Source organism: Pseudomonas sp. C2.3V, from assembly GCF_058536325.1.
Window position 1 is genome coordinate 605,123 of record NZ_JBZUBN010000002.1, and the last position, 22,694, is coordinate 627,816.

The 22,694-nt window shown below is 53.9% G+C and carries 17 protein-coding genes; 8 read left to right on the forward strand and 9 right to left on the reverse strand.

Features of this window, described 5'->3' with window-relative positions:
- The first annotated feature begins 531 nt into the window (after positions 1-531).
- The 3 genes from AC4LF3_RS22535 (at position 532) to acuI (ending at position 3,555) form a co-directional block, all read left to right on the forward strand.
- A complete protein-coding gene (locus AC4LF3_RS22535; protein ID WP_289929599.1) occupies positions 532-1,740 on the forward strand; it encodes an SGNH/GDSL hydrolase family protein in 1,209 nt (402 codons plus the stop codon).
- A gap of 153 nt (positions 1,741-1,893) precedes the next feature.
- Positions 1,894-2,526 carry an acrylate utilization transcriptional regulator AcuR gene (gene acuR / locus AC4LF3_RS22540; protein ID WP_173869126.1) on the forward strand — a complete coding sequence of 211 codons (633 nt, stop codon included), beginning with the start codon at positions 1,894-1,896 and terminating at the stop codon, positions 2,524-2,526.
- A gap of 45 nt (positions 2,527-2,571) precedes the next feature.
- Positions 2,572-3,555, forward strand: coding sequence for an acrylyl-CoA reductase (NADPH) (gene acuI / locus AC4LF3_RS22545; protein ID WP_491836787.1), 984 nt, complete (start codon positions 2,572-2,574; stop codon positions 3,553-3,555).
- Positions 3,556-4,199: 644 nt separating this feature from the next.
- Here acuI and AC4LF3_RS22550 read toward each other — a convergent pair.
- Together AC4LF3_RS22550 and AC4LF3_RS22555 are read right to left on the reverse strand one after the other, a co-directional pair.
- Complete coding sequence (locus tag AC4LF3_RS22550; RefSeq protein ID WP_288658090.1) at positions 4,200-4,589, reverse strand: response regulator; 390 nt, start codon at positions 4,587-4,589, stop codon at positions 4,200-4,202.
- Positions 4,590-4,699: 110 nt separating this feature from the next.
- Complete coding sequence (locus tag AC4LF3_RS22555; RefSeq protein ID WP_491836788.1) at positions 4,700-5,584, reverse strand: helix-turn-helix domain-containing protein; 885 nt, start codon at positions 5,582-5,584, stop codon at positions 4,700-4,702.
- Positions 5,585-5,718: 134 nt separating this feature from the next.
- Here AC4LF3_RS22555 and AC4LF3_RS22560 point away from each other — a divergent pair, with 134 nt between their 5' ends.
- Both AC4LF3_RS22560 and AC4LF3_RS22565 read left to right on the forward strand, forming a co-directional pair.
- A complete protein-coding gene (locus tag AC4LF3_RS22560) occupies positions 5,719-6,630 on the forward strand; it encodes a DMT family transporter (RefSeq protein ID WP_288658086.1) in 912 nt (303 codons plus the stop codon).
- Positions 6,631-6,782: 152 nt separating this feature from the next.
- The gene (locus AC4LF3_RS22565) at positions 6,783-7,235 is read left to right on the forward strand and encodes an Hsp20 family protein (RefSeq protein WP_010798739.1); all 453 of its coding nucleotides are present in this window, start codon (positions 6,783-6,785) and stop codon (positions 7,233-7,235) included.
- A gap of 82 nt (positions 7,236-7,317) precedes the next feature.
- Here AC4LF3_RS22565 and AC4LF3_RS22570 read toward each other — a convergent pair whose 3' ends face one another.
- The 6 genes from AC4LF3_RS22570 to yghX all read right to left on the reverse strand — a co-directional run bounded on the left by AC4LF3_RS22570 (position 7,318) and on the right by yghX (position 14,037).
- Positions 7,318-8,676 (reverse strand): MFS transporter, encoded by a 1,359-nt coding sequence (locus tag AC4LF3_RS22570; protein ID WP_019366131.1) that lies wholly within the window; start codon positions 8,674-8,676, stop codon positions 7,318-7,320.
- A gap of 318 nt (positions 8,677-8,994) precedes the next feature.
- The gene (locus AC4LF3_RS22575; RefSeq protein ID WP_312272123.1) at positions 8,995-10,035 is read right to left on the reverse strand and encodes a LacI family DNA-binding transcriptional regulator; all 1,041 of its coding nucleotides are present in this window, start codon (positions 10,033-10,035) and stop codon (positions 8,995-8,997) included.
- Positions 10,036-10,292: 257 nt separating this feature from the next.
- On the reverse strand, positions 10,293-10,907 hold the full coding sequence (gene prfH / locus AC4LF3_RS22580; protein ID WP_491836789.1) for a peptide chain release factor H: 615 nt from the start codon (positions 10,905-10,907) through the stop codon (positions 10,293-10,295).
- A complete protein-coding gene (locus AC4LF3_RS22585; RefSeq protein ID WP_491836790.1) occupies positions 10,904-12,040 on the reverse strand; it encodes an RNA ligase RtcB family protein in 1,137 nt (378 codons plus the stop codon). The genes prfH and AC4LF3_RS22585 overlap by 4 nt, the downstream gene beginning before the upstream one ends.
- Before the next feature lie 243 nt (positions 12,041-12,283).
- The gene (gene msrA, locus AC4LF3_RS22590; protein ID WP_491836791.1) at positions 12,284-12,829 is read right to left on the reverse strand and encodes a peptide-methionine (S)-S-oxide reductase MsrA; all 546 of its coding nucleotides are present in this window, start codon (positions 12,827-12,829) and stop codon (positions 12,284-12,286) included.
- A 320-nt stretch (positions 12,830-13,149) separates the two neighbouring features.
- Positions 13,150-14,037, reverse strand: a complete 888-nt coding sequence (gene yghX, locus AC4LF3_RS22595) for a YghX family hydrolase (RefSeq protein ID WP_491836792.1) — start codon at positions 14,035-14,037, stop codon at positions 13,150-13,152.
- Between the two features lie 1,066 nt (positions 14,038-15,103).
- Here yghX and AC4LF3_RS22600 point away from each other — a divergent pair.
- Positions 15,104-16,780, forward strand: coding sequence for a Na+/H+ antiporter (locus AC4LF3_RS22600; protein ID WP_491836793.1), 1,677 nt, complete (start codon positions 15,104-15,106; stop codon positions 16,778-16,780).
- A gap of 52 nt (positions 16,781-16,832) precedes the next feature.
- On the opposite strand, the gene AC4LF3_RS22605 is transcribed toward AC4LF3_RS22600, so the two are convergent.
- On the reverse strand, positions 16,833-19,400 hold the full coding sequence (locus AC4LF3_RS22605; RefSeq protein WP_491836794.1) for an HWE histidine kinase domain-containing protein: 2,568 nt from the start codon (positions 19,398-19,400) through the stop codon (positions 16,833-16,835).
- Between the two features lie 565 nt (positions 19,401-19,965).
- On the opposite strand from AC4LF3_RS22605, the gene AC4LF3_RS22610 reads away from it, so the two are divergent.
- Both AC4LF3_RS22610 and AC4LF3_RS22615 read left to right on the forward strand, forming a co-directional pair.
- Positions 19,966-20,634: a GAF domain-containing protein gene (locus tag AC4LF3_RS22610; protein WP_491836795.1), complete on the forward strand. Its 669-nt coding sequence runs from the start codon at positions 19,966-19,968 to the stop codon at positions 20,632-20,634.
- Positions 20,552-22,672 (forward strand): sensor domain-containing protein, encoded by a 2,121-nt coding sequence (locus AC4LF3_RS22615; RefSeq protein WP_491836796.1) that lies wholly within the window; start codon positions 20,552-20,554, stop codon positions 22,670-22,672. Before AC4LF3_RS22610 ends, AC4LF3_RS22615 begins: the two co-directional genes overlap by 83 nt.
- Positions 22,673-22,694: the final 22 nt, after the last annotated feature.

Below are 22,694 nucleotides of genomic sequence, written 5' to 3' on the forward strand. Positions count from 1 at the left end.
AGAAGTAGTCAGGCCCTATAAAGCCTTAAGCAGCCTATCTGGAGCGACGTTGTACCTGTTTGATCAGTGCATCAGATTAGGTGTCGCTTCATTAGGATATTCCTGAGAGCAGTATTTTATTCAACCTACCGCATAATTCTTTGTCGTGGCGCTAGGTTAAGAAAGACACAAAAACACGCATTCGTATCTGTCATCATGATGTTGCGAAAAAAGGTAACCAATCAGTGTTTTGTAGGCTGACTCATGCTAACTATCGTTTTCTGCCACGACCAGCATTAACTCTGTACAGCCAGCCGATTAATCAATTTATCCAGCATGAGCTGCCTGATTTAGGTAAACCGACGCTAATTTATTGAAATAGCACTACTTTATTGAACAAGCGCAGCCGCGTTTTTGGACAGGAGCGGGTTTAGCGTCTAGCGTTGGTCGGGTTTATAGAAAAGCAGGAAACGAAACGTGGTTGAATTCCATACTAAAAATAACGCTAATATTTTTGCAGCCGCTCACAGGAAATCCCTAAAACGGTGGTCAATGTCCACCCTGGCGGCAGCGCTTCTGATGGCGAGTAATTATTCGCTGGCGGCTCAGCCGCAAAGTCCTCATTGGGTTGGAAGCTGGGCCGCGGCTCCGCAAGCCAACGGTGCTTCTGCCGGCTCGAAAGAGACTGTTGTCAGGGTGAACAATCAGACGATACGCCAGATCGTTCATACCTCTATTGGAGGCTATAAGTTTCGAGTTCGCTTATCCAATGCCTTGGGCAAAACTCCGCTGGTGATTGGCGAGGCCCGGGTTGCATTGAGTGCTGGTAAGAACACCATCAACCCCGACACAGACCGGCCCTTGACGTTTGGAGGAATATCCTCGACGACAATCCCACCAGGAGCGGTGATGTACAGCGATCCTGTAGACATGCGGTTCTCTTCACAAGCCGATCTGGCTATCAGCCTTTATCTACCAGAGCAGACCGAAGCTAAAACCGTACATACGTTGGGCAAGCAGACCAACTATATTTCTACCTCCGGCAACCATACGAAAGCGCGCGCGTTACAAACAAAGTCGACCAGCACTTCATGGTACTTCCTAACGGGTGTGGATATTCTGACCCATAAGGACACCACAGCTGTTGTCGCATTTGGCGACTCGATTACAGATGGTCTCAATGCCGCGGTAGATACAAACAACCGTTGGACTGACTATCTGGCTCGCCGCCTGTTGAACCGATCCGATATCAATACCAAGGGTGTTCTTAATCTCGGCATTAGCGGCAACCGCATCCTGCACGAGCAGGTGGGACCAAGCGCACTGTCACGCTTCGATCGAGATGTCATCGCGCAGCCTGGCGTTACGCATCTGATATTACTCGAAGGCATCAACGACATTGGCTATTCGGATTTGCCCGGTTCTCGGGAAAAGGTAAGCGCCAAGCAGATCATTGCAGGTTACAAGCAGCTGATTGCCCGTGCGAAAACCCATGGTCTAAAGGTAATTGGTGCCACGCTTCTACCGTATGAAGGGGGCAGTTATTACACCCGGCAGGGCGAGGCCAAGCGTCAGGAAGTAAACAAGTGGATTCGTGAAAGCGGGGCCTATGATGCGGTTATTGATTTTGACAAAACCATGCGTGACCCAAAGAGGCCGACCCGATTGAACCCCTTGTTCGACTCGGGCGACCATATTCATCCCAACGAGACTGGCTTCCTTGCAATGGCTAATGCCGTCAACCTGGATTGGCTTAAGTAACAGGGTGTATAGCAAGGGGCCTTTCTCGAAGGCTCCTTGTTTAAATCAGTTCCCGCTATCTACCATTTTCCATAAAGTCAGATGCTACTCATCTAGAAATGGTCTTTCAATATTCAAAATTGACTTTAAAGACGATCGGTCTAATATAGGGGCATGACTACCAGTACCTTACCGGCCCGCCGAGGTCGGCCACCTAAGATTCCCCGAGAGCACGCCGATACGCGTGACGCTTTGATCCATGCGGGTATGGAAATCTTTACCGAGCAAGGCTTTGCCGCCACAGGCATTGACTTAGTCCTTAAACGAATACAGGTGCCTAAAGGCTCGTTTTATCATTATTTCGATAGCAAGGAAGCCTTTGGGCAGGCAGTGCTCAGGAGCTACGCAGCTTATTTCGCACGTAAGCTTGACCGCTGGTTATTGGATGAAAGCGTTGATCCCATACAGCGGCTAAAGAACTTTGTAGAGGATGCCAAAGTCGGTATGGCCAAGTACGAGTTTCGACGCGGCTGTTTGGTTGGCAATCTTGGACAGGAAGTACTCGTTCTGCCGGATAGTTTTCGCTCCCAGCTAGAAGCGACCTTGCTTGACTGGCAACGGCGTTTAGCTGACTGCCTTCGTGAGGCAGCAAAGAGGGGACAGCTGCGGTCTGGATGTCATTGTGATGATTGGGCTGCTTACTTCTGGATTGGCTGGGAAGGCGCTGTGCTACGTGCACGACTGTCTCAGACGGTGCGGCCTCTCGACTGTTTTATTGAGGGTTTTCTGAATGGCATCAAAGCATAACTGCTGCTGCCTAATTAAAGACGACTGGTCTAAATAGGAGATATGATGTTTAAAGCAGTTCTCATCGACAAAAATGCATCAACCTATAACGCTCGGCTGGCTGACATGAGCGAAGACCAGCTTCCTGAAGGGGATGTGACGGTGCGTGTTTCCTATAGCACGCTGAACTTCAAGGACGGACTGGCTATAACAGGGAATAGCCCTGTAGTGCGCAAATTTCCCATGGTGCCTGGAATAGACTTTGCCGGGATCGTTGAGGAAAGTACCCATCCACGGTACAAGGCCGGAGACCGAGTGCTGCTCAATGGATGGGGCGTTGGTGAAAGCCATTGGGGTGGACTGGCTCAAAAGGCCAGCGTACAGGGTGATTGGCTGATCCCGCTACCGTCCGGGCTCGACGAACACCAGGCTATGACAATCGGTACTGCCGGATACACTGCCATGCTTTGCCTAATGGCGCTGGAGCGACATGGAATCACACCTGATAAAGGAGACATCCTGGTAACAGGTGCTAATGGTGGCGTTGGTAGTTTCGCCGTTTCTCTGCTAGCTCGTAACGGTTATTCGGTCATTGCTGCCACAGGGAGACCCGAAGAGTCGGAGTACCTTAAAAAGCTTGGCGCCCAATCGGTTATCAACCGCAACGAACTGTCTGAGCCGGGCCGTCCGCTTTCCAAAGAGCGCTGGGCTGGAGCTATTGATTCGGTGGGTAGCCATACGCTTGCAAATGTTTGTGCTGCCACTCGGGCAGAAGGAGCGGTAGCCGCCTGTGGTCTAGCACAGGGTATGGACCTGCCCGCAACCGTAGCGCCTTTCATTCTTCGCGGAGTAAGTCTACTAGGTATCAATAGCGTCACCCAGGTCTACGAGCGGCGTGTGGAGGCTTGGAACCGCCTGCAGACAGATCTCGATTTATCTATGCTGTCTGAAATAACACGCGAAATTACGCTAGGGGAGGCTATTACTGCGTCCACTGATTTGCTTCAGGGCAAGATACGCGGGCGGCTTGTCGTCAACGTGAATCGCTAAGAGGGCTTGGTGGATGTTACCTGTCTGGTGCCCAAGTGCCAGGTAAAGCAGCTGCTATTGTTGAGCCCCTACTGGCTTCGTTCATAACCCAACTTGATTGTTGAGCGTTATCCTCAGATCCATTAGCCAGTAACAAACTGGCCAATGGTAAGACTTACCGCTCAGTAGAATGTGCTTCGCCAGCTCGGCTGCGTATGGAGAGAGGATATCAAAGCAGTAGGTACATAAATACAATAACCGGGTCGCCCAGGCCTAACCATTGAGGGCTTCTTTTCAGCTGACTATAGAGATATGTTGCTTCAGGCGCTATGGCTATTCCTATGCCTTGCGTTACCAGGCTGCCCATAGCATCCAAGGTAGCAATCTACACCCGAAGAGTTAGCCGCTTGCCGGCTTGCTTTACCGTTTTTGAGGCTGTTGAAGCGCATATAAAACTCAGTGCTGACCAGACTAACGAAACCTATCTAAAAAGCTAGCTAGGTAGGTAAAGCGCTTCAGACGATCCAAGCAGAAGTTGCGTCAACCGAGGGGCATAGGATCAATCATCTATTAGTCAGGATGGAGGTCAGATACCAACAGTACTCAGCACTGGAAGAAGCCTGACATCATTCAGGAAAGGCTGTAATCAGAAAGCGCTGCTTAGCTTAGCGCCTCATCTCTTTGACAGCAGTGGCCAGCTGGTCGATTGTCCATGGCTTGCGTAGAAAAGGCACATCCTTAGGCAGTTGTATTTCCAGACCGGTATAGCCAGACGTCAAGACAATCGGAATAAATGGCCAGCGTTTTGAAACGATATGCGCCAAGTCGATGCCATTGATATGCCCAGGCATTCTCACATTCGATACGACCACACTTACCAAAAGCGCTTTGTCCTCTAGAAAGCTCAGGGCCTCATCAGCTGTACCAAACGCTGCCACCTCAAAACCTTCGTTCTGTAGCACATCACTCATTAGCTCCCGAAGCATGACCTCATCTTCCGCTACAAGCGCAATGGGGGCGTAACGCTGCGGTGTTTCAGCATTATGTGCATCCATTTGATGTGACCCAGTTGAGGTTTACTTAAAGCATAGCTTCTTTATGAGAGGTCACCTGCCAGAGCGGCTTTGAGATCAGTCTTTGAGCAAAACGGCTGACCTCTAGCACTTCAACCTGCACGTGAGAGGGCGGTACGATATTGTCCCGGTGTTGCGCCATGTACCTGAGCAAACCGGCGGCTCAGGTGACTGGCGCTGGAAAAGCCGCAGTCCAGCGTAATCTGGGCAAGCGGCAACGTGGTATTGATCAGTAGCTCTCGAGCCCTGGCGAGCCGTCGTGCCAGTACATAGCGGTGAGGTGGTATACCGAATGAAAGCGTGAACATGCGGCTGAAGTGAAAAGTCGACAAGGCGGCTTCTTCAGCCAGTGTCGACAGCTCAAGCGGTTTATCCAGGTGGGTGTCAATATAGTCGCGGATGCGTCGTCTGACTGAGGGTGAAAGGCCGCCGCGCCAGTGGATCTCCTGGCGCGGCCCGCACCCATTGAGCAGCAGATGGCTGACCGCTTCGTGCGCCAGGCTCGAGCACAGCAGGCGCTCTCCAGGTTCCTGCCAGTCACTGCGTTCCAGCGCACGGCAGATGGCAACGAGTGCAGGATCCTCCATGTATGTGCGTTCCTGCAGATGGATCGCCCGGGGTTCCTTGTCCAGAACCCGGATGGTTTCCAGCATCAACTGCTCAGGGGTGACGTACAGATGCATGAAACCCAGCCCTTGCGTAACTGACCAGTCAGAGTCGTGTCCGGCTGGCAGAACACAGAATCGGTCAGGCGCCCCATAGTGGCCCGGCTGGTCAAGGCGAAACGTCTGCCAACCACCTTCCAGATAGAGCGACAAAGTGTGATGATCCGGGCTGCTGTAGCCCAGCACGTCGGCATCGCTGCGATACCACTGCGCCAACGCCATGCCATTGCCCAGCGCAGTATGACGTAGACGGTGTGCATTGGAGGCCTGGTCTAAGGTACGAAACACTTGAAAGTTATCGGCTTGCTGCATGATCACGTCTCCTGGTTTTACATCATAAGGCTTATGAGAGGCGCGAACCGCATGCCCGAATAAAAAGCGCAAGAATGTGCAACTCTTCAACGGACTTACTCACCACACTGGTTTCCTGACCGCTGGAGACCACCATGAACCTTACGCTTTATCTGTTGACTGTTCTGATCTGGGGCACCACCTGGATTGCCATCAAGTTTCAGATCGAATCCGTAGCCATTCCGCTTTCGATTGCCTATCGCTTCGCCCTTGCAGCGCTGGTCCTGTTTCTAATTCTGATACCGACCCGTCGCCTACAGCCATTGGATCAACGCGGCCAGCTGTTCTGCATGGCTCAAGGTGTTTGCCTGTTCTGCCTGAACTTCATCTGCTTTTACTCGGCCAGCCAGTACATAGCCAGTGGGCTGATTGCCGTAGTGTTTTCAACCGCCACACTCTGGAATGCCCTCAACGCACGCCTGTGGTTCAAGCAAACCATCGCGGCCAACGTTTTGGCCGGGGGCGCATTGGGTTTGCTGGGGCTCGCCCTGTTGTTCTGGCCGGAACTGGGCAGCCACACGGCAAGCCATGAGACTTGGCTAGGGCTTGGGCTCTCCTTGTTAGGAACACTGTGCTTTTCAGCGGGCAACATGATTTCGAGTCTGCAACAGCGCGTGGGTATCCGCCCGTTGACGAGCAATGCCTGGGGCATGTTGTACGGCGCCTTGATTCTATTGGTGATCTGCCTTGTACAGGGGGTGCCTTTTACAGTCGACCTTAGTACGCGCTACATCAGTTCGCTGGTTTATTTGGCCGTTCCTGGCTCAGTGATCGGATTTACCGCCTACCTGACCCTGGTTGGCCGTCTGGGTGCTGAGCGGGCGGCCTATTGCACCGTCCTGTTTCCGGTGGTTGCCCTTAACATCTCGGCATGGATGGAAGGATACCAATGGACATGGCCTGCACTGTTTGGGCTAGCGCTGGTACTGCTGGGCAACATCTTGGTATTTCGAAAACCCAAGGGTAGCTCGACCTTGCTGAAACCTACGACATCAATGGGGCGATAAAAAATAAACAGTTTAAAAACAACGGTTTACTGGGTTTCCCGTTCGTCGGAAGGCCGCTTGAAAGTATTTTCACTATCCTTATGTAAGGTCATGCGGGATGCCGAAATCGGGTCCCGGGTTATCGAAACTTGCTGATCTTCAGGAGATTCATCATGACTGGTTTATCCCTTGCACCTTTGTTCCGTAGCACTGTTGGCTTTGATCGTTTCAATGATCTATTTGAGTCGGCGCTACGTGATTCGGTACCAGGCTATCCGCCTTACAATGTCGAGAAGCACGGCGAAAACGACTATCGCATCGTGATTGCGGCAGCGGGCCTGCATGAAGACGATCTGGATATTCAGGTCGAGCGTGGTGTGCTGACAATAAGTGCCGATCGGCGTGAGCACACCGCTGAAGGTGTGACCTATCTGCACCAAGGTATTGCCCAGCGTGCCTTCAGGCTGTCCTTCCGGCTCGATGAGCACATTGAGGTCAAAGGCGCCAGCCTACGCAATGGCTTGCTCAATATTGATCTGGTTCGCCGGGTGCCGGAAGAAGCAAAGCCAAAGCGCATTACCATTGCCAGTGAAGCGCGTCCTGCACTGAATGACGAAGCGGCATAAGTAACAAAGACAGCAAAGGGCGCCCTTTGCCTGTATAGCGATCTGATTGGAGGACCGGCTTATTCAGCCGGTCCTTGCTGGATCAGGCCGAGGCGGGTGCAGGAACCGACGTATCCGCCAATTGCTTGCCATTCTCATCGCGCAGCTCGACACGCTGTATCTTGCCAACGATGAACAGGTAACTGAAGACTGCGACTAGCGCGTTGGCACCTACATACACCAACGCCCAGCGGAACGAGCCCGTTACCGCAATGATGTAGCCAATGATAATGGGCGTGGTAATAGAGGCGATGTTACCGAACGTGTTGAAGAGACCACCTGAAAGGCCTGCAATCTGCTTGGGTGACGTGTCCGATACAACCGCCCAACCCAGTGCACCTAATCCCTTTCCGAAGAAAGCCAGCGTCATAAAGCCAACTACCATCCATTCGGCATCCACATAGTTACAGAACACCATTGAGGTGGATAGCAGTAGCCCGCACACGATCGGCAGTTTACGGGAGAAGGTCAGTGTATTGCCGCGACGCAGCAGCCAGTCGGAAATGATGCCACCCAATACACCCCCGATAAAACCGCAGATTGCCGGCAAAGAGGCAATGAAACCAGCCTTTAGGATGGTCATCCCACGCTCCTGGACAAGATAGACCGGGAACCAGGTCAGGAAGAAGTAGGTGATAGCATTGATACAATACTGGCCGAGATAAACACCCAGCATCATGCGATTGGTCAGCAGTTGGCTGATGTAGTGCCATTTGGGGCCGTTGTTGGTACCACGTGCCTGGTCCATGTCGACCAGACCACCGTTCTTTTCGATGTGTGCAATTTCCGCCGCATTCGCCCGTGGATGATCCTTGGGGTTATAGATCGTTTTCATCCAGATGCCGGAGAAAATGATGCCCAATACACCCATGACAACAAATACATGTTCCCAGCCGAAGCTGTAAACGATCCAGCCCATCAGCGGTGCAAACAATGCCGTTGCGAAGTATTGTGCAGAGTTGAACACGGCCGAAGCGGTACCGCGCTCTGCAGTGGGGAACCAGGCTGCAACGATGCGGGCGTTACCCGGAAATGAAGGCGCTTCGGCAAATCCCACCAGAAAACGTAGAACGAACAGCGTAACCACGGCCCAGGCCACAGGCATCATGCCAACAAAGCCCTGAAGCAGAGTAAACAGTGACCAGATGAAAATACCCGTGGCGTAAACGCGTTTTGAACCGAAGCGGTCAAGTAGCCAGCCCCCGGGGATCTGACCCAGCACATAAGCCCAACCGAAGGCAGAGAAAATATAGCCGAGCGTGACGGCATCGATTCCCAAATCCTTTTGCATACTGGAGCCGCCAATCGAAATGGTGGCTCTATCCGCATAGTTGATCGTTGTTACCAGGAACAGCATCAGGAGAATCAGATAGCGGACCCGGGTTTGCCGTGTATCGCCCATAACGTTCACCTCGATATTTATTGTTGTCGATGATTAGCCTCACCCCGTAGAGCGGTGTGGCAGAAAGGAAGCGAGCTGGAGCTATGCGCCTGAGTGGGTAACAGGCAATAAGCGAGAGGGAAGGGGTAACTGAGTACGCGGTTCGATATGTTTCACGGTTGTTGTCCTTTTTATAGTGATCAGATGGTGCCTTGTCTGATTGCGCAATCATTGAAGGCACTATCACACCAATCGGTTGTGTCTATTGATAACCGATCTTGATGTGATTGCGCAATCATTAAAGTGTAAGAGGCTGACGAATAGCTGCCTGCCGTTGAATCAGGTTGTGGACCGTTCCACAATTGTGAACCCAGTGTCCAACTGTACCGGCTCGGTATGTTGGTCAGGATTTTGAAAGCGCGCCAGCAGGGCCTTCGCAATGAGCTTGCCCATTCGGGCACCATCAATGTTTACAGTCGAGAGTGCAGGGTATACATGAGCCGCGCTGGATAGGTCGCCAAATCCTAGAACGGCCAGTTCTTCAGGCACCTTGATCCCCTGACTGGCCGCTTCTGCCAGAATGCCCTGGGCGACTGTATCGGAACTGCATACCACCACTTCAGGAAGCGAGCCACGCCCCTTGAGCTGGCGCAAACCTTCACGACCACTTAACAGCGTGGCAGGCGTTTGCATGATCTCGACAGGTACATCCGTAATGCCTAACGACGCCAGTTGGTCCAGCAGGGCACGTCCACGCTTTAGAGCTCGTATGTCGTCGACCGAAACCAGTCCAAACTGACGATACCCTTTGCCATAGAGATAATCGGCCATGGCGCGCCCAACGGCTTCATGGGAAAAGCCAATTTGCATGTCGATGGGCTCGGTGCCCAGCTCCCATGCTTCAACTACCGGAATGGAGGAGCGGGACAGTCGTTCACGACTCTCTTCGGTATGAAGTGTGCCAGTCAGTACGATCCCGTCAGGCCGCCGACCGAGCACAGCTGCCAAAAGCTGCTCTTCCTGTTCAGGGGAGTAGCCGGTCAGACCTATCATCGTCTGGTAACCAGATGCGGTTAGCTGATCGATCAAGGCCTGTACCGTGTCGGCAAAAATAGAGTGTGCAATCGTAGGCAGGAAGATGGCAACCAGCCGACTTTTATTCGAAGCCAGGCCCCCCGCCAACATGTTGGGGACATATCCGGTAGCTTTGACGGCGGCCAAGACCTTTTCCCGGGCGGCCTCGCTTACGATCTCTGGGCGATGGAGTGCTCGGGAAACCGTAATGGGTGAGACACCCGCCACCTTGGCGACATCGATCAAGGTCAGGGCGGGAGTACCAGAAGAGGGCCCGGAGGCGGTTTTCGATGATTTTCTTGCCATTACCTTCGAGGCCAACAATGAAGCAGAGCGCCATCTTAACGGCTTGCGCTTTTCTTGTATGCGTTCTCGCGTGTAATCAGAGCTATTGCTGAGCCGTTACCCTTCAGCAGCGCATCCCTCTGCGCTCTAACTGATAATGATGGGCCATTGTTCGGATGAGGCGAAATTCAGCCAAAGTCCGATATTCTGTTGCGGGCTAGCGTTTGATTTGAGGGTTCATACAAGAGCGGCAAGCTATACGCTTGCCGCTGAAGACCTCATTTTTCAGTAAAACGCATTCCGCGAAATGTACGAACCGGGTTACCGCGCTCAATATCATGGTGAAACAAGCGTCTATCCAGTCGCTGAGCTGCCTGGGCGTCCTTGGCGTACTGCGCAAGTTTTTGCTCAATCAATGCCATTGCCAGGCGCTTGTTGGCATGCTGGCTGCGCTCGCTTTGCATCTTAACCGAAAGCCCGCTCTGCACATGAGTAGCCCGAACGGCAGAGTCCGTCTTGTTCACGTGCTGACCGCCGGGCCCTGAGGCCCGCACGTACTCGAAGCGTATCGATCCCGGGGAGGCTGACGCAGGCGGCATAAATACCCTGGCGCCAAAATACCAGTTCTTTCTGCCATGCTGGGGCCGGTAAGGACTTTGGCATATCCAGAGTAGACTGCCGTTCCATCGGCTGGCCAGTGGCTCGCTGCGCTCGCCTTCCAATACCAGAAGTACAGAGCTAACGGTGCCGCGGTGCTCGCCATCCGTCTGTTCAATCACTGACAGCAGCACATCCTCGCGTTCGGCTTCTTTTTCCAGAAGACGAAGCGCCTTGGTTACGGCCAGCTCGCACTCGGCCGGGCCTTGGGCCGATGAGAGTTGCAGGAGTCTCACGGGCAGCACCCCCGTCGCTTGTAGGTCAGTACCGGTTTAAGCCGGGCTATGACCGTGACCAGTGAAGCACCTTGCAGGGTTTCGATGATGCTGTCGATGTCCTTGTACGCTTCTGGTGCTTCCTCATACATCAACGCCTTGTCCTCGCAGACGACCCGGCTGCCCAGGGACGTGCGCTTCAATTGATCGAACGAGAAGCGGTTGGATAACCGATCGCGGCACTCTGTCCTGAGCCATTTTCTGCCGGCACCGTGGGCTAGGGAAAAGAGACTGGTTGCCGAGGGGATCGGTTTGACCAGCCAACTATAGGACCCACGAGAGCCCGGAATGATGACAGGTCCCGCGTCGGCCGGAGTGGCGCCCTTGCGATGCAGCCAGCCCTGCATGTCCTTGAAAGTGGCTGAGGACACAAGGTTATGGTTGATATCCAGTACCTGACGGCTCTCCGCATGCAGATTCGCCAGGAGTCGTCTGGCGATGAGCTGGCGATTGGCCTCGGCATAGCGCAGACCTTGATCGTGCAGTGCCAGATACTCGAGCCCTTCGGGCGACTTGGGATCGAGACCGGCGTGCCCAAACACCTCGACATGCCTGCGCAAAACCGACTCGCCATAGCCTCGCGATCCGCTGTGCACAAGCAGAAGCAGGGTTTTTCGATCCAGCCCCAGTGAAGCGACCAGCGTTTCGTCATGAACGGTATCGATGGCTTGAAGCTCGGCAAAGTGATTGCCCCCGCCAATCGTGCCCAGAGAGGCTTCATGGCCTGTCCTGGAAAGCGAAAAGGCCTTTACGTCTTCGGCCCAACTGTTGTCCAGTGGCCCGTCGATACTGCCCAGGCGCCGTTCGAGTTTGTCGAGGTTCAGCTTGCCAGCTCGGATATCAGTCTGCCAGAGCGCCATGCCGCAGCCGATATCATTTCCAACCAGGGCTGGGTAGATAACATTTTCAGAGAAGAACGCGGCGCCTACTGGGTAGCCACGGCCTGGGTGAAGGTCCGGCATGCCGGAGACCCGGACCATGCCAGTCAATCTGGCAGTAGTTTCCAACTGCTGTATCGCAGTACCTTCGATCCAGAGATTATCGGATGCGATAAGGTTGACGCGTTCCGATAGAGTACGAATGCAATTGCCCATAACCAGTTCCTGATGGGTAAACAATAATTCAGGGAAAGGCAGGCCGGAGCCGGGCAAAGCGTGCGCTTAAGTGCGCAAGAAAGCGTTTACGCCTGGCAGGACCTGCAAAGAGTGAAAGCGCGTCGCATGATCAGGCTCCTTGCAAGACAGAAAGAAAAGAAAAACGGATAGTAGTGGCTTAGGTGCAGAAAATCCAGTGCAGAAAAGGAGAGGGTAGCCACAAGAAGGGCTACCCTGGGCAAATCAGCCCTCGGTCGAGGTTTTGGACCGTTGGGCAAAGCTCTTGCGCAGCTTTTGAAGCTTGGGTGGGATTACCGCCATGCAGTACTGATTGGCGCGCCCGCGCTCTTCCCAATAGTTCTGATGATATCCTTCTGCCGGATACCAAGGCCCCAATGGCTCGATCGTGGTCACGATGGGCGCTGAGAGACCTTCCTGTGCACGTGCAATCGCCGCTCTGGCCTCGGTTTCCTGTTCGGGGTTTGCCGGGAACAGGGCAGTACGGTACTGCGTACCTATGTCGTTACCCTGTCGGTTGAGCTGGGTCGGGTCATGGGTTGCAAAGTGAATATCGAGCAACTCGCCATAGCTGATCACGTCAGGGTCGTAACCAATACGGATGGCTTCGGCATGGTCGGTATTACCCTCACAGACCTGCTCATACGTAGGGTTGACCGTTTTGCCGCCGGTATAGCCACTCTCGACGGAAACGACTCCGATGACATCTTTGAATACTGCCTCTACGCACCAGAAGCAGCCTCCTGCAACGGTCATGTATTCGGTCGCCATAAAATTCTCCTAAAGCATGGTGTTGGGATGACTGGCTGATCAAACCTGTGCGGAACACGTAACAATCGGTTTGTGCTTACTCTACGCTATTTCGATCAGCGCTTCTGCGGCCAGAGGTTGCAAATATGGTTATGGGTCAAACGTTTGGCGAGTATACGCCTTGCTCTCGTGAGGTTCGGTGGTTGGGCCTTCAGGAATGCACTCCGCCGTACCGGACACAAAAAAGCCATCCGCGATCTGATCCTGGTTAAGATGGCTTGCAGCACATTCACCTAGGATTGAGATGGTGCCTTGCAGAGGCTATTTCAATAGCTCTGCACTCAGGCCAGATAACGGCGGAACCAGCTCAGTGTTCGCTCCCAGGCCAGCGTTGCGGCGGCTTCGTCATAACGTGGCGTCGAGTCATTATGGAATCCGTGGTTGGTGCCGGGATAGATATAGGCTTCATAGGTTTTGCCAGCGGCTTTCAAGGCGCTCTCATAGGCAGGCCAACCTTCATTGATACGCTCATCTCGCTCGGCATAATGAATGAGTAACGGTGCCTTGATGCGAGGGACATCTTCAACTCTGGGTTGCTTGCCATAAAACGGTACGGCTGCGCCGAGTTCAGGATAGGCGACAGCTGCCGCATCGGCTACGCCTCCGCCATAGCAGAAACCGGTGATTCCTACCTTGCCAGTTGTGAGCTCATGCCCCATGAGCCATTCGACGGCAGCAAAAAAGTCGTTCATCAGCTTTTCGGGATTAACGGTTTGCTGAAGCTCGCGCCCCTTGTCGTCATTTCCCGGGTAGCCGCCTACGGAACTCAAGCCATCAGGGGCCAGCGCCACGAATCCCGCCTTTGCCAAGCGTCGCGCAACGTCCTCGATGTAGGGGTTGAGCCCACGGTTTTCATGAGCGACGACAATACCCGGGACCTTTCCCTTGGCCTGCGCAGGTCGCACGAGATAGCCACGCACGTGCCCATGCCCTTTAGGTGATGGATAGGAAATGTATTCAGGAATGATCTCAGGATCGGTAAATTCGACTTGCTGTGCCAGTGCATAATCTGGACTCAAGGCGGCAAGGAGTGTCGTGGCGGCTAATCCGCCTACGGCGAATTTACCTGCACGGTCGAGAAATTCTCGACGATTGATTCGCCCATGCACGTAATAGTCATACAGCTCAAGCAGTTCGGGCGCGAAATCTTTTGCGGTAAGACGGGCCATGCATGTTCTCCTTGTTGGCTGCAGGCGGGGATAGATCAGGGCTAATGGACAGCGGACTATAGTTACAGGACTACTTTAGAGTACTTATCGGAAAATCGCTCGGGCAGTAACTCAACCATGTGCTTAGCCCAGATGGATGTGAAAAAAGGCACCTGTTGTCACGCCGTTTGCTCGGCTGGGGAAATGATTGTCGTCTTGCTGCAAGAGCGACCTGAGCTGAGGTAATCGGCAATTGATTACTGGATGACTTCTCTCAGAAAGTCATTTACGGCGCTCAGTATGGCAGCCACGACAAGTTGAACTGGACATGCGCAGAAAGCTACACAGATGCTCATCAACGGTCAGCTCATAGAAAGGCAGACTGCAGCGCTTGATCCGATGCATGACCGGCTCGCTCGTTTAGAGCGTGGCGCTTTGCCTCGACGCAGAATGGACGGCGAACGAGCGTGATAGTTCGGTCAACTGCCAATGGATGACTGGAAAAGAGGGACGCACCACGTTTCAAGACACAACAGGGACTCATAACAGTCAGGGTCGCCAGGAAAATGTTCGTAGCACTGGCCTTTTACGACTAGACATCGCTATCGCTGGCAACAAGAATAGTTTGCCAATATAAGTGGCTGTTTAAAGTCACTCTGCTTGGTCGTGGCTAACGTTATCAAGTTGATCCAGTCGTAAGAAAACCAATCGGCTTTAATAAAGAGACTGCCACGGAAAGCTTTTCTACCAAACGGCATGGAGGGCTGATTGCTTCTGTCGATTTCCCAGTTCTTTCAGAAACATTTTTACACATATTGGCGATTCAAGGCTGTATCCGAATTCCTCATGCTTTCAGGTCCACTCAGGGAAAGAAGGTGATGACGGGGTGCGCCGCTGTATAGCGCCTGGTCGCGATTATGTTATCGGTGCCAACGCTCACCTCACCTACGCTGAAAAGGCCTCAGAAGCTAAATCAACATCATCATCCGGGATATCGGAAGACACGCCTGAGGGGGTCGGCAACGCTTATTCCATAGCGCTGAAGCGCTTTATGGTTCTTCATTGACAGGGATTTTTCTAAAGATTCATGGATACGGTTTATCTTGTTTTAATGCTTTTACTTGTCGCCTCGGCTACTGGGGTGGCGGCTCGCTTTCTACCATCACTGCCCACACCGCTTGTACAGATTGCTTTTGGCGCGCTACTGGCCTGGCCTGCCAGCGGGCTGCATGTGGAGCTTCAGCCTGAGCTGTTCATGCTCCTATTCATTGCCCCGCTTCTATTTGCCGATGCGCGACGGTTCCCGCAGCGCGAATTCATGCTACTTCGTGGGCCTATTCTGGCATTAGCGCTGGGCCTTGTACTGGTAACCGTGATTGGTGTGGGATATGTGGTTCATTGGTTATTCCCCGGTTTGCCTTTGCCTGTCTGCTTTGCACTGACAGCGATTCTTTCACCTACAGATGCCGTCGCGGTATCGGCTATTTCCGGTCGTCTTCCTGTACCACCGCGGCTAATGCACATTCTTGAGGGCGAGTCGCTCATGAATGATGCATCCGGTCTTGTGGCATTCAAGTTCGCGGTAGCCGCAGCCCTGACCGGTGCGTTCTCTCTGGCACAGGCAACTGTAGGGTTTCTGCTGATTTCCCTGGGTGGGCTACTGGTGGGCGCCTTGCTGGCGCTGGCCTTTAATGTGGTGCGGACCCGTCTGATCGAGCGGCACCTTGGCGAAGCTTCGACTATTCAGATCGTGCTGCTGCTCCTGCTGCTACCCTTTGCGGCGTTTCTGCTGGCGGAGCATTTTCATCTGTCCGGTATTCTCTCCGCTGTGGCAGCGGGTATGGTCATCAACCGGCTTGACCTCAAGCGCCAGGATCAGACCACGTCCCGTATCCAGACGCGCAGTGTCTGGGAAATGCTGGAATTTGTGCTTAACGCATTGGTATTTCTGCTACTCGGTTTCCAATTGCCCGAAATTATTGGCGGCGCGCTTAACGCAACGACCAGTGCAGGCACTACGCTGCCGTTTATTGAATTGCTGGGTTTCGTCGCGCTGATTTCGATTGCACTTCTAGGGATGCGGTTTCTCTGGATATTTGGTGCCGTACATGTGCCTCGGCTGTTGCGTCGCAAGCCAGCGCGGTCTGTCTCCGCTCGCGTCATGTTGGCCGGGACATTGGCAGGTATTCGAGGCACCATCACCTTGGCGGCTGCCTTGTCGCTGCCAGAGATGCTGAATGACGGTACGCCGTATCCGGCCCGTGAGCTGCTGATCTTCCTGGCGACCGGCGTCATTCTGTTCACCTTGATTACCGGAAGCGTAGGTCTTCCTCTGGTGTTGCGCGGGCTGGATCTGCCTGAAGACAGCCGCGAATATGAAGAGGAGCGCCATGCGCGTATTCGTGGGGCCGAGGCGGCAATCCGGCACATTGAAAACTATCACCAAGAAAAAGCGAAGGTACTGGCGGACCACCAAGGGGATGAAGAGATTATCGTCGCGTTCAACGAGATCACCCTCCATCTGATGGACTACTACCACAAACGCATGGAGATCAATAACCACGAGCTGCCGACCCCGCTTCTCGAAGCGCGACGCGATCTTGAGCGGGAAACGCGTCTGCAGGCGCTCAAGGCGGAGCGCACTGAATACTACAAGCTGCGTAGCCGTCACCATATCAATGACAGTACGCTACAAAAGCTGGTAAGGGAGGTGGATCTGATCGAAACCGCTTTGACTGCAAGCGCAACCAGGCCGCATCACTAAATGATGTAAGCAGGCTCCGTAACGTTGGGGCCTGCTTACGCAGCGCTGGTCATTACAAGCGATCAAGCTCTGGGGTGATATCAAACCGATTGATCGCATGGGTAAGCGACCCGGCGCTGTAAGGCTTGGAAATGAGCGGGATATCCTTGAAGCGATCAGGAATTACCGTGTTTTCGCCATAGCCTGTTGCGAAAATGAAAGGATGTTTGGCATCAGCCAGCTCCTCTGCAATAGCCAGACTGGTCTCCCCCGACAGATTCACATCCAGTACGACTACGTCGAAATGAGTAAAGCCCAAGGCGCGGCGTGCTTCGTTGACCGTTCCGGCAATCTCCACATCAGCGCCAGCTTCCTGGAGCATTGCCTGTGCATCCAGCGCGATCATCATGCTGTCCTCTACCAGCAACAGTTTTTTCTCTGCCAACGATTGCGCCGTGACCAGCGTAGGCGCCGTTTTCAGCTCAGTAACATTCCCCACACTCACATGGCGTGCCGGGATCAAAAAACTGCCCTGGACACCTTCGATTCGGTATTCGATCCGGGCCTCACCTTGCAGCTCGAAGGGAATGGTCCGCTCGATAACGACCGATCCAAATCCTCGGCGGGAAGGCGCGCTTACTATCGGCCCTCCGCTTTCACACCACTCGATCCGAAGGTCCTGATCACTTACCAGGAACCAGGACACCAGCAGATGCCCAGTCGGGCGGCTCAAGGCGCCATACTTGACCGCATTGGTCATCATCTCATGGAAAACCAGTGCCAGCGTCTGATAGGCTCGTGCATCCAGGATGACCGAGGGACCGGAAAACATCACACGATCCTGCGCACCGTAAGCCCAGGCTTGGGCTTCGGCTTCCAGCAAGTGAAGCAATGGCGCCGAGGCCCAACCGACCTGATTCATCTGGTCATGCGCCTGAGCGAGGGCGTTGATGCGATGCTCAAGATCTGCAGTAAAGTCTTTGACGGATGTGGTCTGCTGTCCACTCTGACGGACCACTGCCCGAATCAGGCTAAGAATATTCTTGACCCGATGGTTGAGCTCGGCAATAAGCAGCGATTGGCTTTCCTGAGCAACTTGTCGCTCCTGCGCAATCAATTCGGCACGCCGGAGGATCACTTCCAGAAGCGAGATGCGCAAGGTCTCGGCAATTTGTTTTTCATCGGAGCGCCAAGGTAGCGACTGCCCCTCAACTGTTTGTTTCCATGCCTCAAAGCTTTTACGTGGGCTGATGCGCTCGCCCGGCGTAACCGGTTTGTCTGGATTGCCACCCCAGGTGATGGTCTGCACGAATTCACGACGGAAAAACAGCAAATAGTCTCGGGGGGAGCGAGAGAAGGGTATCGCCAGTACCCCGCTGACGGCCTGCGCATAAGCCCGTGCGGGAGGAAAAAGTTTGCTTAGTTCGTGGGTGGCGAGTACCGCATTGGAACTGCCCATACTCAGAAACTGAATCAGCGGCTCTACCATCTCAGGTGGAGGCGTGATACCAAAGCCAGTGAAACGGCTGTCCGACCATACCCCGATGCCGTCACAGGGGATGATGTCATTCAAGTTTCCGGCATAGGCGGCCAGATTATCAAATAAGGTCTCACGGGGTGACATGCTGGCGATCAGCCGGTCATGCGCCTCATGCGCGCTGCTAACCAAGCGCAGCTCATCCTGATGCTCCCTCGCTTCCAGCTGAAGCGACAGCACTTGCCCAAACAGTTCCGCGGCAGCACTCATGGGACCGCTCAAGCGATAGGGCTCGCTATGGTGGCAGGCAATCAGGCCCCATAGTTCTTCCCCCCGCATAATGGAAACGGTCATCGTGGCTCGCACGTTCATGTTGTGCAGATACTCGATGTGTACGGGCGAGACGCTACGCAAGGTAGCAAGGCTGAGGTCCAGGGGCAGGCCATCCGGCCCGAAGCCTGGTACCAATGGAACAGGTAAATAAGCTGTATCGGTAATTACACGTAGCCATTGACGCTTGTAGAGCGCTCGGGCCTGAGCCGGAATATCCGAGGCGGGATAATGCAGCCCGAGAAAAGCATCCATGCCGGGCCTTACCGCCTCGGCAATGACCTGGCCGGAGTTATCGTGTAAAAATTTGTAGATCATGACCCGGTCGTAGCCGGTGAATGCCCTGATCTGCTGAGCCGCCTGTTTCAGGAAGCGGTCAAGAGTCGGAGCGCGCTTGAGCCGCCCGATCAGGCCTTTGACGAGCGTGACAGGGTCAGCCGCCGCGGTGTTATCCAGACTTGGCGTGCCCTCGATGATGGCTATCCCGCCCGAGACATGAACGGCCATATCGTAAAATACGTCGCTGTTGTCCAGCGACATGCGGTTAAGGCGCTCTGCCGTGCCGGACAGCATCGTCGTCTGCAGGAGGTTACGTAGCGAGTGAACGGCTTCCAAAGGCAGTACCTGCTCAAGATCAAGCCCAAGCAGATAATCGGGTGAGTATCCTTTGAGGTAGTCAGCCGTGTTGGCTGAAGCCTGAATGATTTTCCAATCAGGCAGGCTGCATCCCAAAAGAAATCCATGTGGCTGAATAGAACCAGGAACATGGATAGGTTCACGCTCACAGACGCTTAAATCCACGCCCTCGGATACGGGCTGGTACGACTCACTCACAGACGAGAGCCTCCTAGAACAAACGTTTAATTTGACACGTTGCACGTGAAAAACACGTAGAGAAAGATCAGTGGTTAGGAGAACGGGATAAGGCGCTGCGTGAGTGAGCAAGTTCCTTAGAGCCGCTTTGATGAGCATAACAGTGAGCCAGTCTGAACGCAGTACGATCAGACCGCTGGTCGAGCCGTATCTTCATAGAGCACCGTATGGAGCCATTCGGTGCATTCTTATTCTAGCCTACGTCTGTCCAGCGCTTATTGCACCTATCAATACGTGAACATTATCGCACTTTACTATTATTGCGATAATTAAAATAGAGTGGTTGCAATCTGTCGCCTGTGTTGGACTTAAGGCATGAGTTCACGGTCATAACCCCCTGTATGGATAGAAGCCGGACGTTTGCGGACGAATGGCATAAAGCTATCACGGGGGCGGTCGATAACCTGACGCAATCCTATCTTCTATTTGTACCGCCAAGTGGTGACTTCGCTAGCAATACCTCCGGCTCAATGCGCCGCTGTTGCTGCTGACTACGAGCTTGCCGTCTGATGAGAGTAATTGGCTCATGAGTGATTTATACACCAGCGACTTGATGGCCGAGGCTGAGCGAATCGCCGTTCTCAAAGCGCTTGGAATACTCGATACCGAGGCCGAAGCTGTATTCGATCAGGTGACGCAGCTGCTCTCTGATGCGCTTGATCTGCCCATTACGCTTGTTTCGCTGGTAGATGCGGAGCGGCTATGGTTCAAATCCAAACTAGGCGTTTCCATTAATGAAATGCCTCGCGAGAGGGCCTTTTGCTCCTATGCCATCCAGCGACGCGGCCCGCTCGTTGTAAACAATGCGCTGGAAGATCCTCGCTTTTCCCACAATCCCCTGGTCATCGGAGAGCCTTATATTCGGTTCTATGCAGGCGTTCCGGTCAACAGTATCGACGGTCATCCACTGGGTACGCTCTGCGCGATTGATACCTATCCGCGAGTCTTGACGGACCAGCAGCTGGAGACCCTTGAAGCCCTGGCCGGAGTCATCAGTCGAGAAATTCAGCGGCGTGAAACGGCTGTTCAGACCTGGCAGCAACTACAGCAGTCCACTGCCCAACTTCAAGGCCAGCGAGGCCAGGTTTCGCACGATCTTCGAGCGGGCAGGCGTGGGGATCTCGCTATTGACGCCGACAGGGCAGTGGCTCGATATCAACGAGACGTTTTGCGCCATGCTGGGATTTCAACGTGATGAAGTGCTGAGCATGAATTTTGCCGAGCTCAGCCATGCTGATGACATGGCTCAAGACCTTGAACTGCTGAATCAGTTGCGTAACGGAGAGATCGACCGGTACGAAATCGAGAAGCGTTACCGGCACAAAAGCGGAGAGCACCGTTGGGTACGGTTGACGTGTACCCGGCATGTCAATGAGCAGGGTGAGCTGGATTATTACGTCCGTGTTGGACAGGATATTCAAGCCCGCAAAGAGGCTGAGTTGTCACTGGCGGCACTGCACCATGATCTGGAGCAGCGTATCAATGTCCGAACCCAGGATCTGCAGCAGGCCAATGAGCGACTGACCGAAACACTCGAACAGAAGGAGCAGTCCGAGCAGGCCCTTCGCAAGCGTGAAGCCGAGCTGAGTGCAGTGCTTGAGAATAGCAGTGATGCCTATGTCAGCATGAACGAAGCCGGCCGTATCGTAGACTGGAACCGCAAGGCGGAGGCACTGTTCGGCTGGAGCCGTGAGGATGCCGTCGGGCAGCCGGTAGACCGGCTCATCATGACCTCATCCATCGGTGATCACTACCAGGCCGGTCTTAGCCGTTATCTTTCTGGGGAAATGGACCTGGGCGAAGGGGCTGCGCTGGAAATCATGGTGCACCACCGTAACGGCGCACGTATCCCTGTAGAACTCAAGGTGACAGCTGTTGATGCTCTAGACCATAAGCTCTATAGCGCTTTTCTGCATGACATCTCCGAGCGGCGAGCCGAGCAGGAACGCCGGGAACGCGAAGCGCTGGAGGACAGCCTGACGGGGCTACCAAACCGGCGTGCCTTGTACAAACGATTAAAAAGTCAGCTTGGCGCCAAGCCTACGCTGGCCAATCCCCTCCTACTGCTCTGCATGGACCTTGATAATTTCAAGCCGGTAAACGACACGCTAGGTCACGCGGCCGGTGATCGGGTTCTTATGGAAATCGCGCATCGATTAAAGAGCAGTCTGGGACGTGAAACATTCGTTGCACGCATGGGAGGAGACGAGTTTGTTATCCTCCTGCGAGGAGTGACCGGACGCTCCGCTATCGAGCAGCTCTGTGAAAGAATTCTGGCCGCTATTATCGAGCCCGTGCAGATTGGTGATCAGGAAGTCATCATTGGCAGCAGTATCGGTATCGTGTGTGCGCCACAGGATGGTCAGCGGACCGATGAACTGCTCAGGCTTGGCGATATCGCCTTGTATGAAGCCAAGGCTGCCGGCCGGAACACTTGGCAATTCTATTCCGAGGAGATGAATACCCGTATTCTGGCCCGGCGCCAAATAGAAAGTGATCTGAAGCTGGCCTTGCAACGGGACGAGTTGCGCCTGGAGTTCCAGCCCCGCTTCGACACGGCGCAAAAGCGCATGGTTGGAGCTGAGGCTCTGGTGCGCTGGGAACATCCCATTCGGGGCTACCTGGGGCCTTACCATTTCATTACCGTTGCGGAGGAGACTGGCCTGATTGTCTCCTTGAGTGACTGGGTGATGCGCAAAGCCTGCCTTGAGGCGTTACAGTGGGCGCCGGATACATTTGTCTCGGTGAATCTTTCACCCCTGGAGTTCAAGCGCAGTGATGTAGTTGCCCGGGTCATGGCTGTTCTGAAGGAAACAGGGCTGCCGCCTCATCAGCTTGAGCTGGAAATCACCGAAGGCGTCGTCTTGGATAACGCCAATTCGGCGCGCGAAGTCATGCACCGGCTTAAGGCCCTGGGCGTTCGTTTGGCCATGGACGACTTTGGAACAGGCTATTCATCGCTGAGCTATCTGCATACCTATCCCTTCGATGGAATCAAGATCGACCGAAGCTTTATCGCCGGGTTGGACACCTCCTCCAATGGGGAGGCGGTCATCGAGGCCATTATCGGATTGGGTCGTGCATTGTCATTGACTGTCACGGCTGAGGGGGTGGAAACCCAACGGCAGATGGACGTATTGGCCCGGTTGAAGTGTAACCAGGCGCAGGGTTACTACCTTGCTCGTCCGATGCGAATCGAGGCGCTGAAGGCCCTGATAGATTCTCTGCTTTAGGAAAAGAAGGGCACCGTATAGT

Excerpts from the sequence above, each read along its gene's own strand:
- acuR (WP_173869126.1), top strand. The coding sequence starts at position 1,894 with ATGACTACCAGTACCTTACCGGCCCGCCGAGGTCGGCCACCTAAGATT.
- AC4LF3_RS22585 (WP_491836790.1), bottom strand. The coding sequence starts at position 12,040 with ATGGGCAATTGCATTCGTACTCTATCGGAACGCGTCAACCTTATCGCA.
- AC4LF3_RS22555 (WP_491836788.1), bottom strand. The coding sequence starts at position 5,584 with ATGCAGCAAGCCGATAACTTTCAAGTGTTTCGTACCTTAGACCAGGCC.
- AC4LF3_RS22570 (WP_019366131.1), bottom strand. The coding sequence starts at position 8,676 with ATGGGCGATACACGGCAAACCCGGGTCCGCTATCTGATTCTCCTGATG.
- AC4LF3_RS22610 (WP_491836795.1), top strand. The coding sequence starts at position 19,966 with ATGAGTGATTTATACACCAGCGACTTGATGGCCGAGGCTGAGCGAATC.
- acuI (WP_491836787.1), top strand. The coding sequence starts at position 2,572 with ATGTTTAAAGCAGTTCTCATCGACAAAAATGCATCAACCTATAACGCT.
- AC4LF3_RS22560 (WP_288658086.1), top strand. The coding sequence starts at position 5,719 with ATGAACCTTACGCTTTATCTGTTGACTGTTCTGATCTGGGGCACCACC.
- AC4LF3_RS22565 (WP_010798739.1), top strand. The coding sequence starts at position 6,783 with ATGACTGGTTTATCCCTTGCACCTTTGTTCCGTAGCACTGTTGGCTTT.
- AC4LF3_RS22535 (WP_289929599.1), top strand. The coding sequence starts at position 532 with ATGTCCACCCTGGCGGCAGCGCTTCTGATGGCGAGTAATTATTCGCTG.
- yghX (WP_491836792.1), bottom strand. The coding sequence starts at position 14,037 with ATGGCCCGTCTTACCGCAAAAGATTTCGCGCCCGAACTGCTTGAGCTG.
- AC4LF3_RS22550 (WP_288658090.1), bottom strand. The coding sequence starts at position 4,589 with ATGGATGCACATAATGCTGAAACACCGCAGCGTTACGCCCCCATTGCG.
- msrA (WP_491836791.1), bottom strand. The coding sequence starts at position 12,829 with ATGGCGACCGAATACATGACCGTTGCAGGAGGCTGCTTCTGGTGCGTA.
- AC4LF3_RS22600 (WP_491836793.1), top strand. The coding sequence starts at position 15,104 with ATGGATACGGTTTATCTTGTTTTAATGCTTTTACTTGTCGCCTCGGCT.
- AC4LF3_RS22575 (WP_312272123.1), bottom strand. The coding sequence starts at position 10,035 with ATGGCAAGAAAATCATCGAAAACCGCCTCCGGGCCCTCTTCTGGTACT.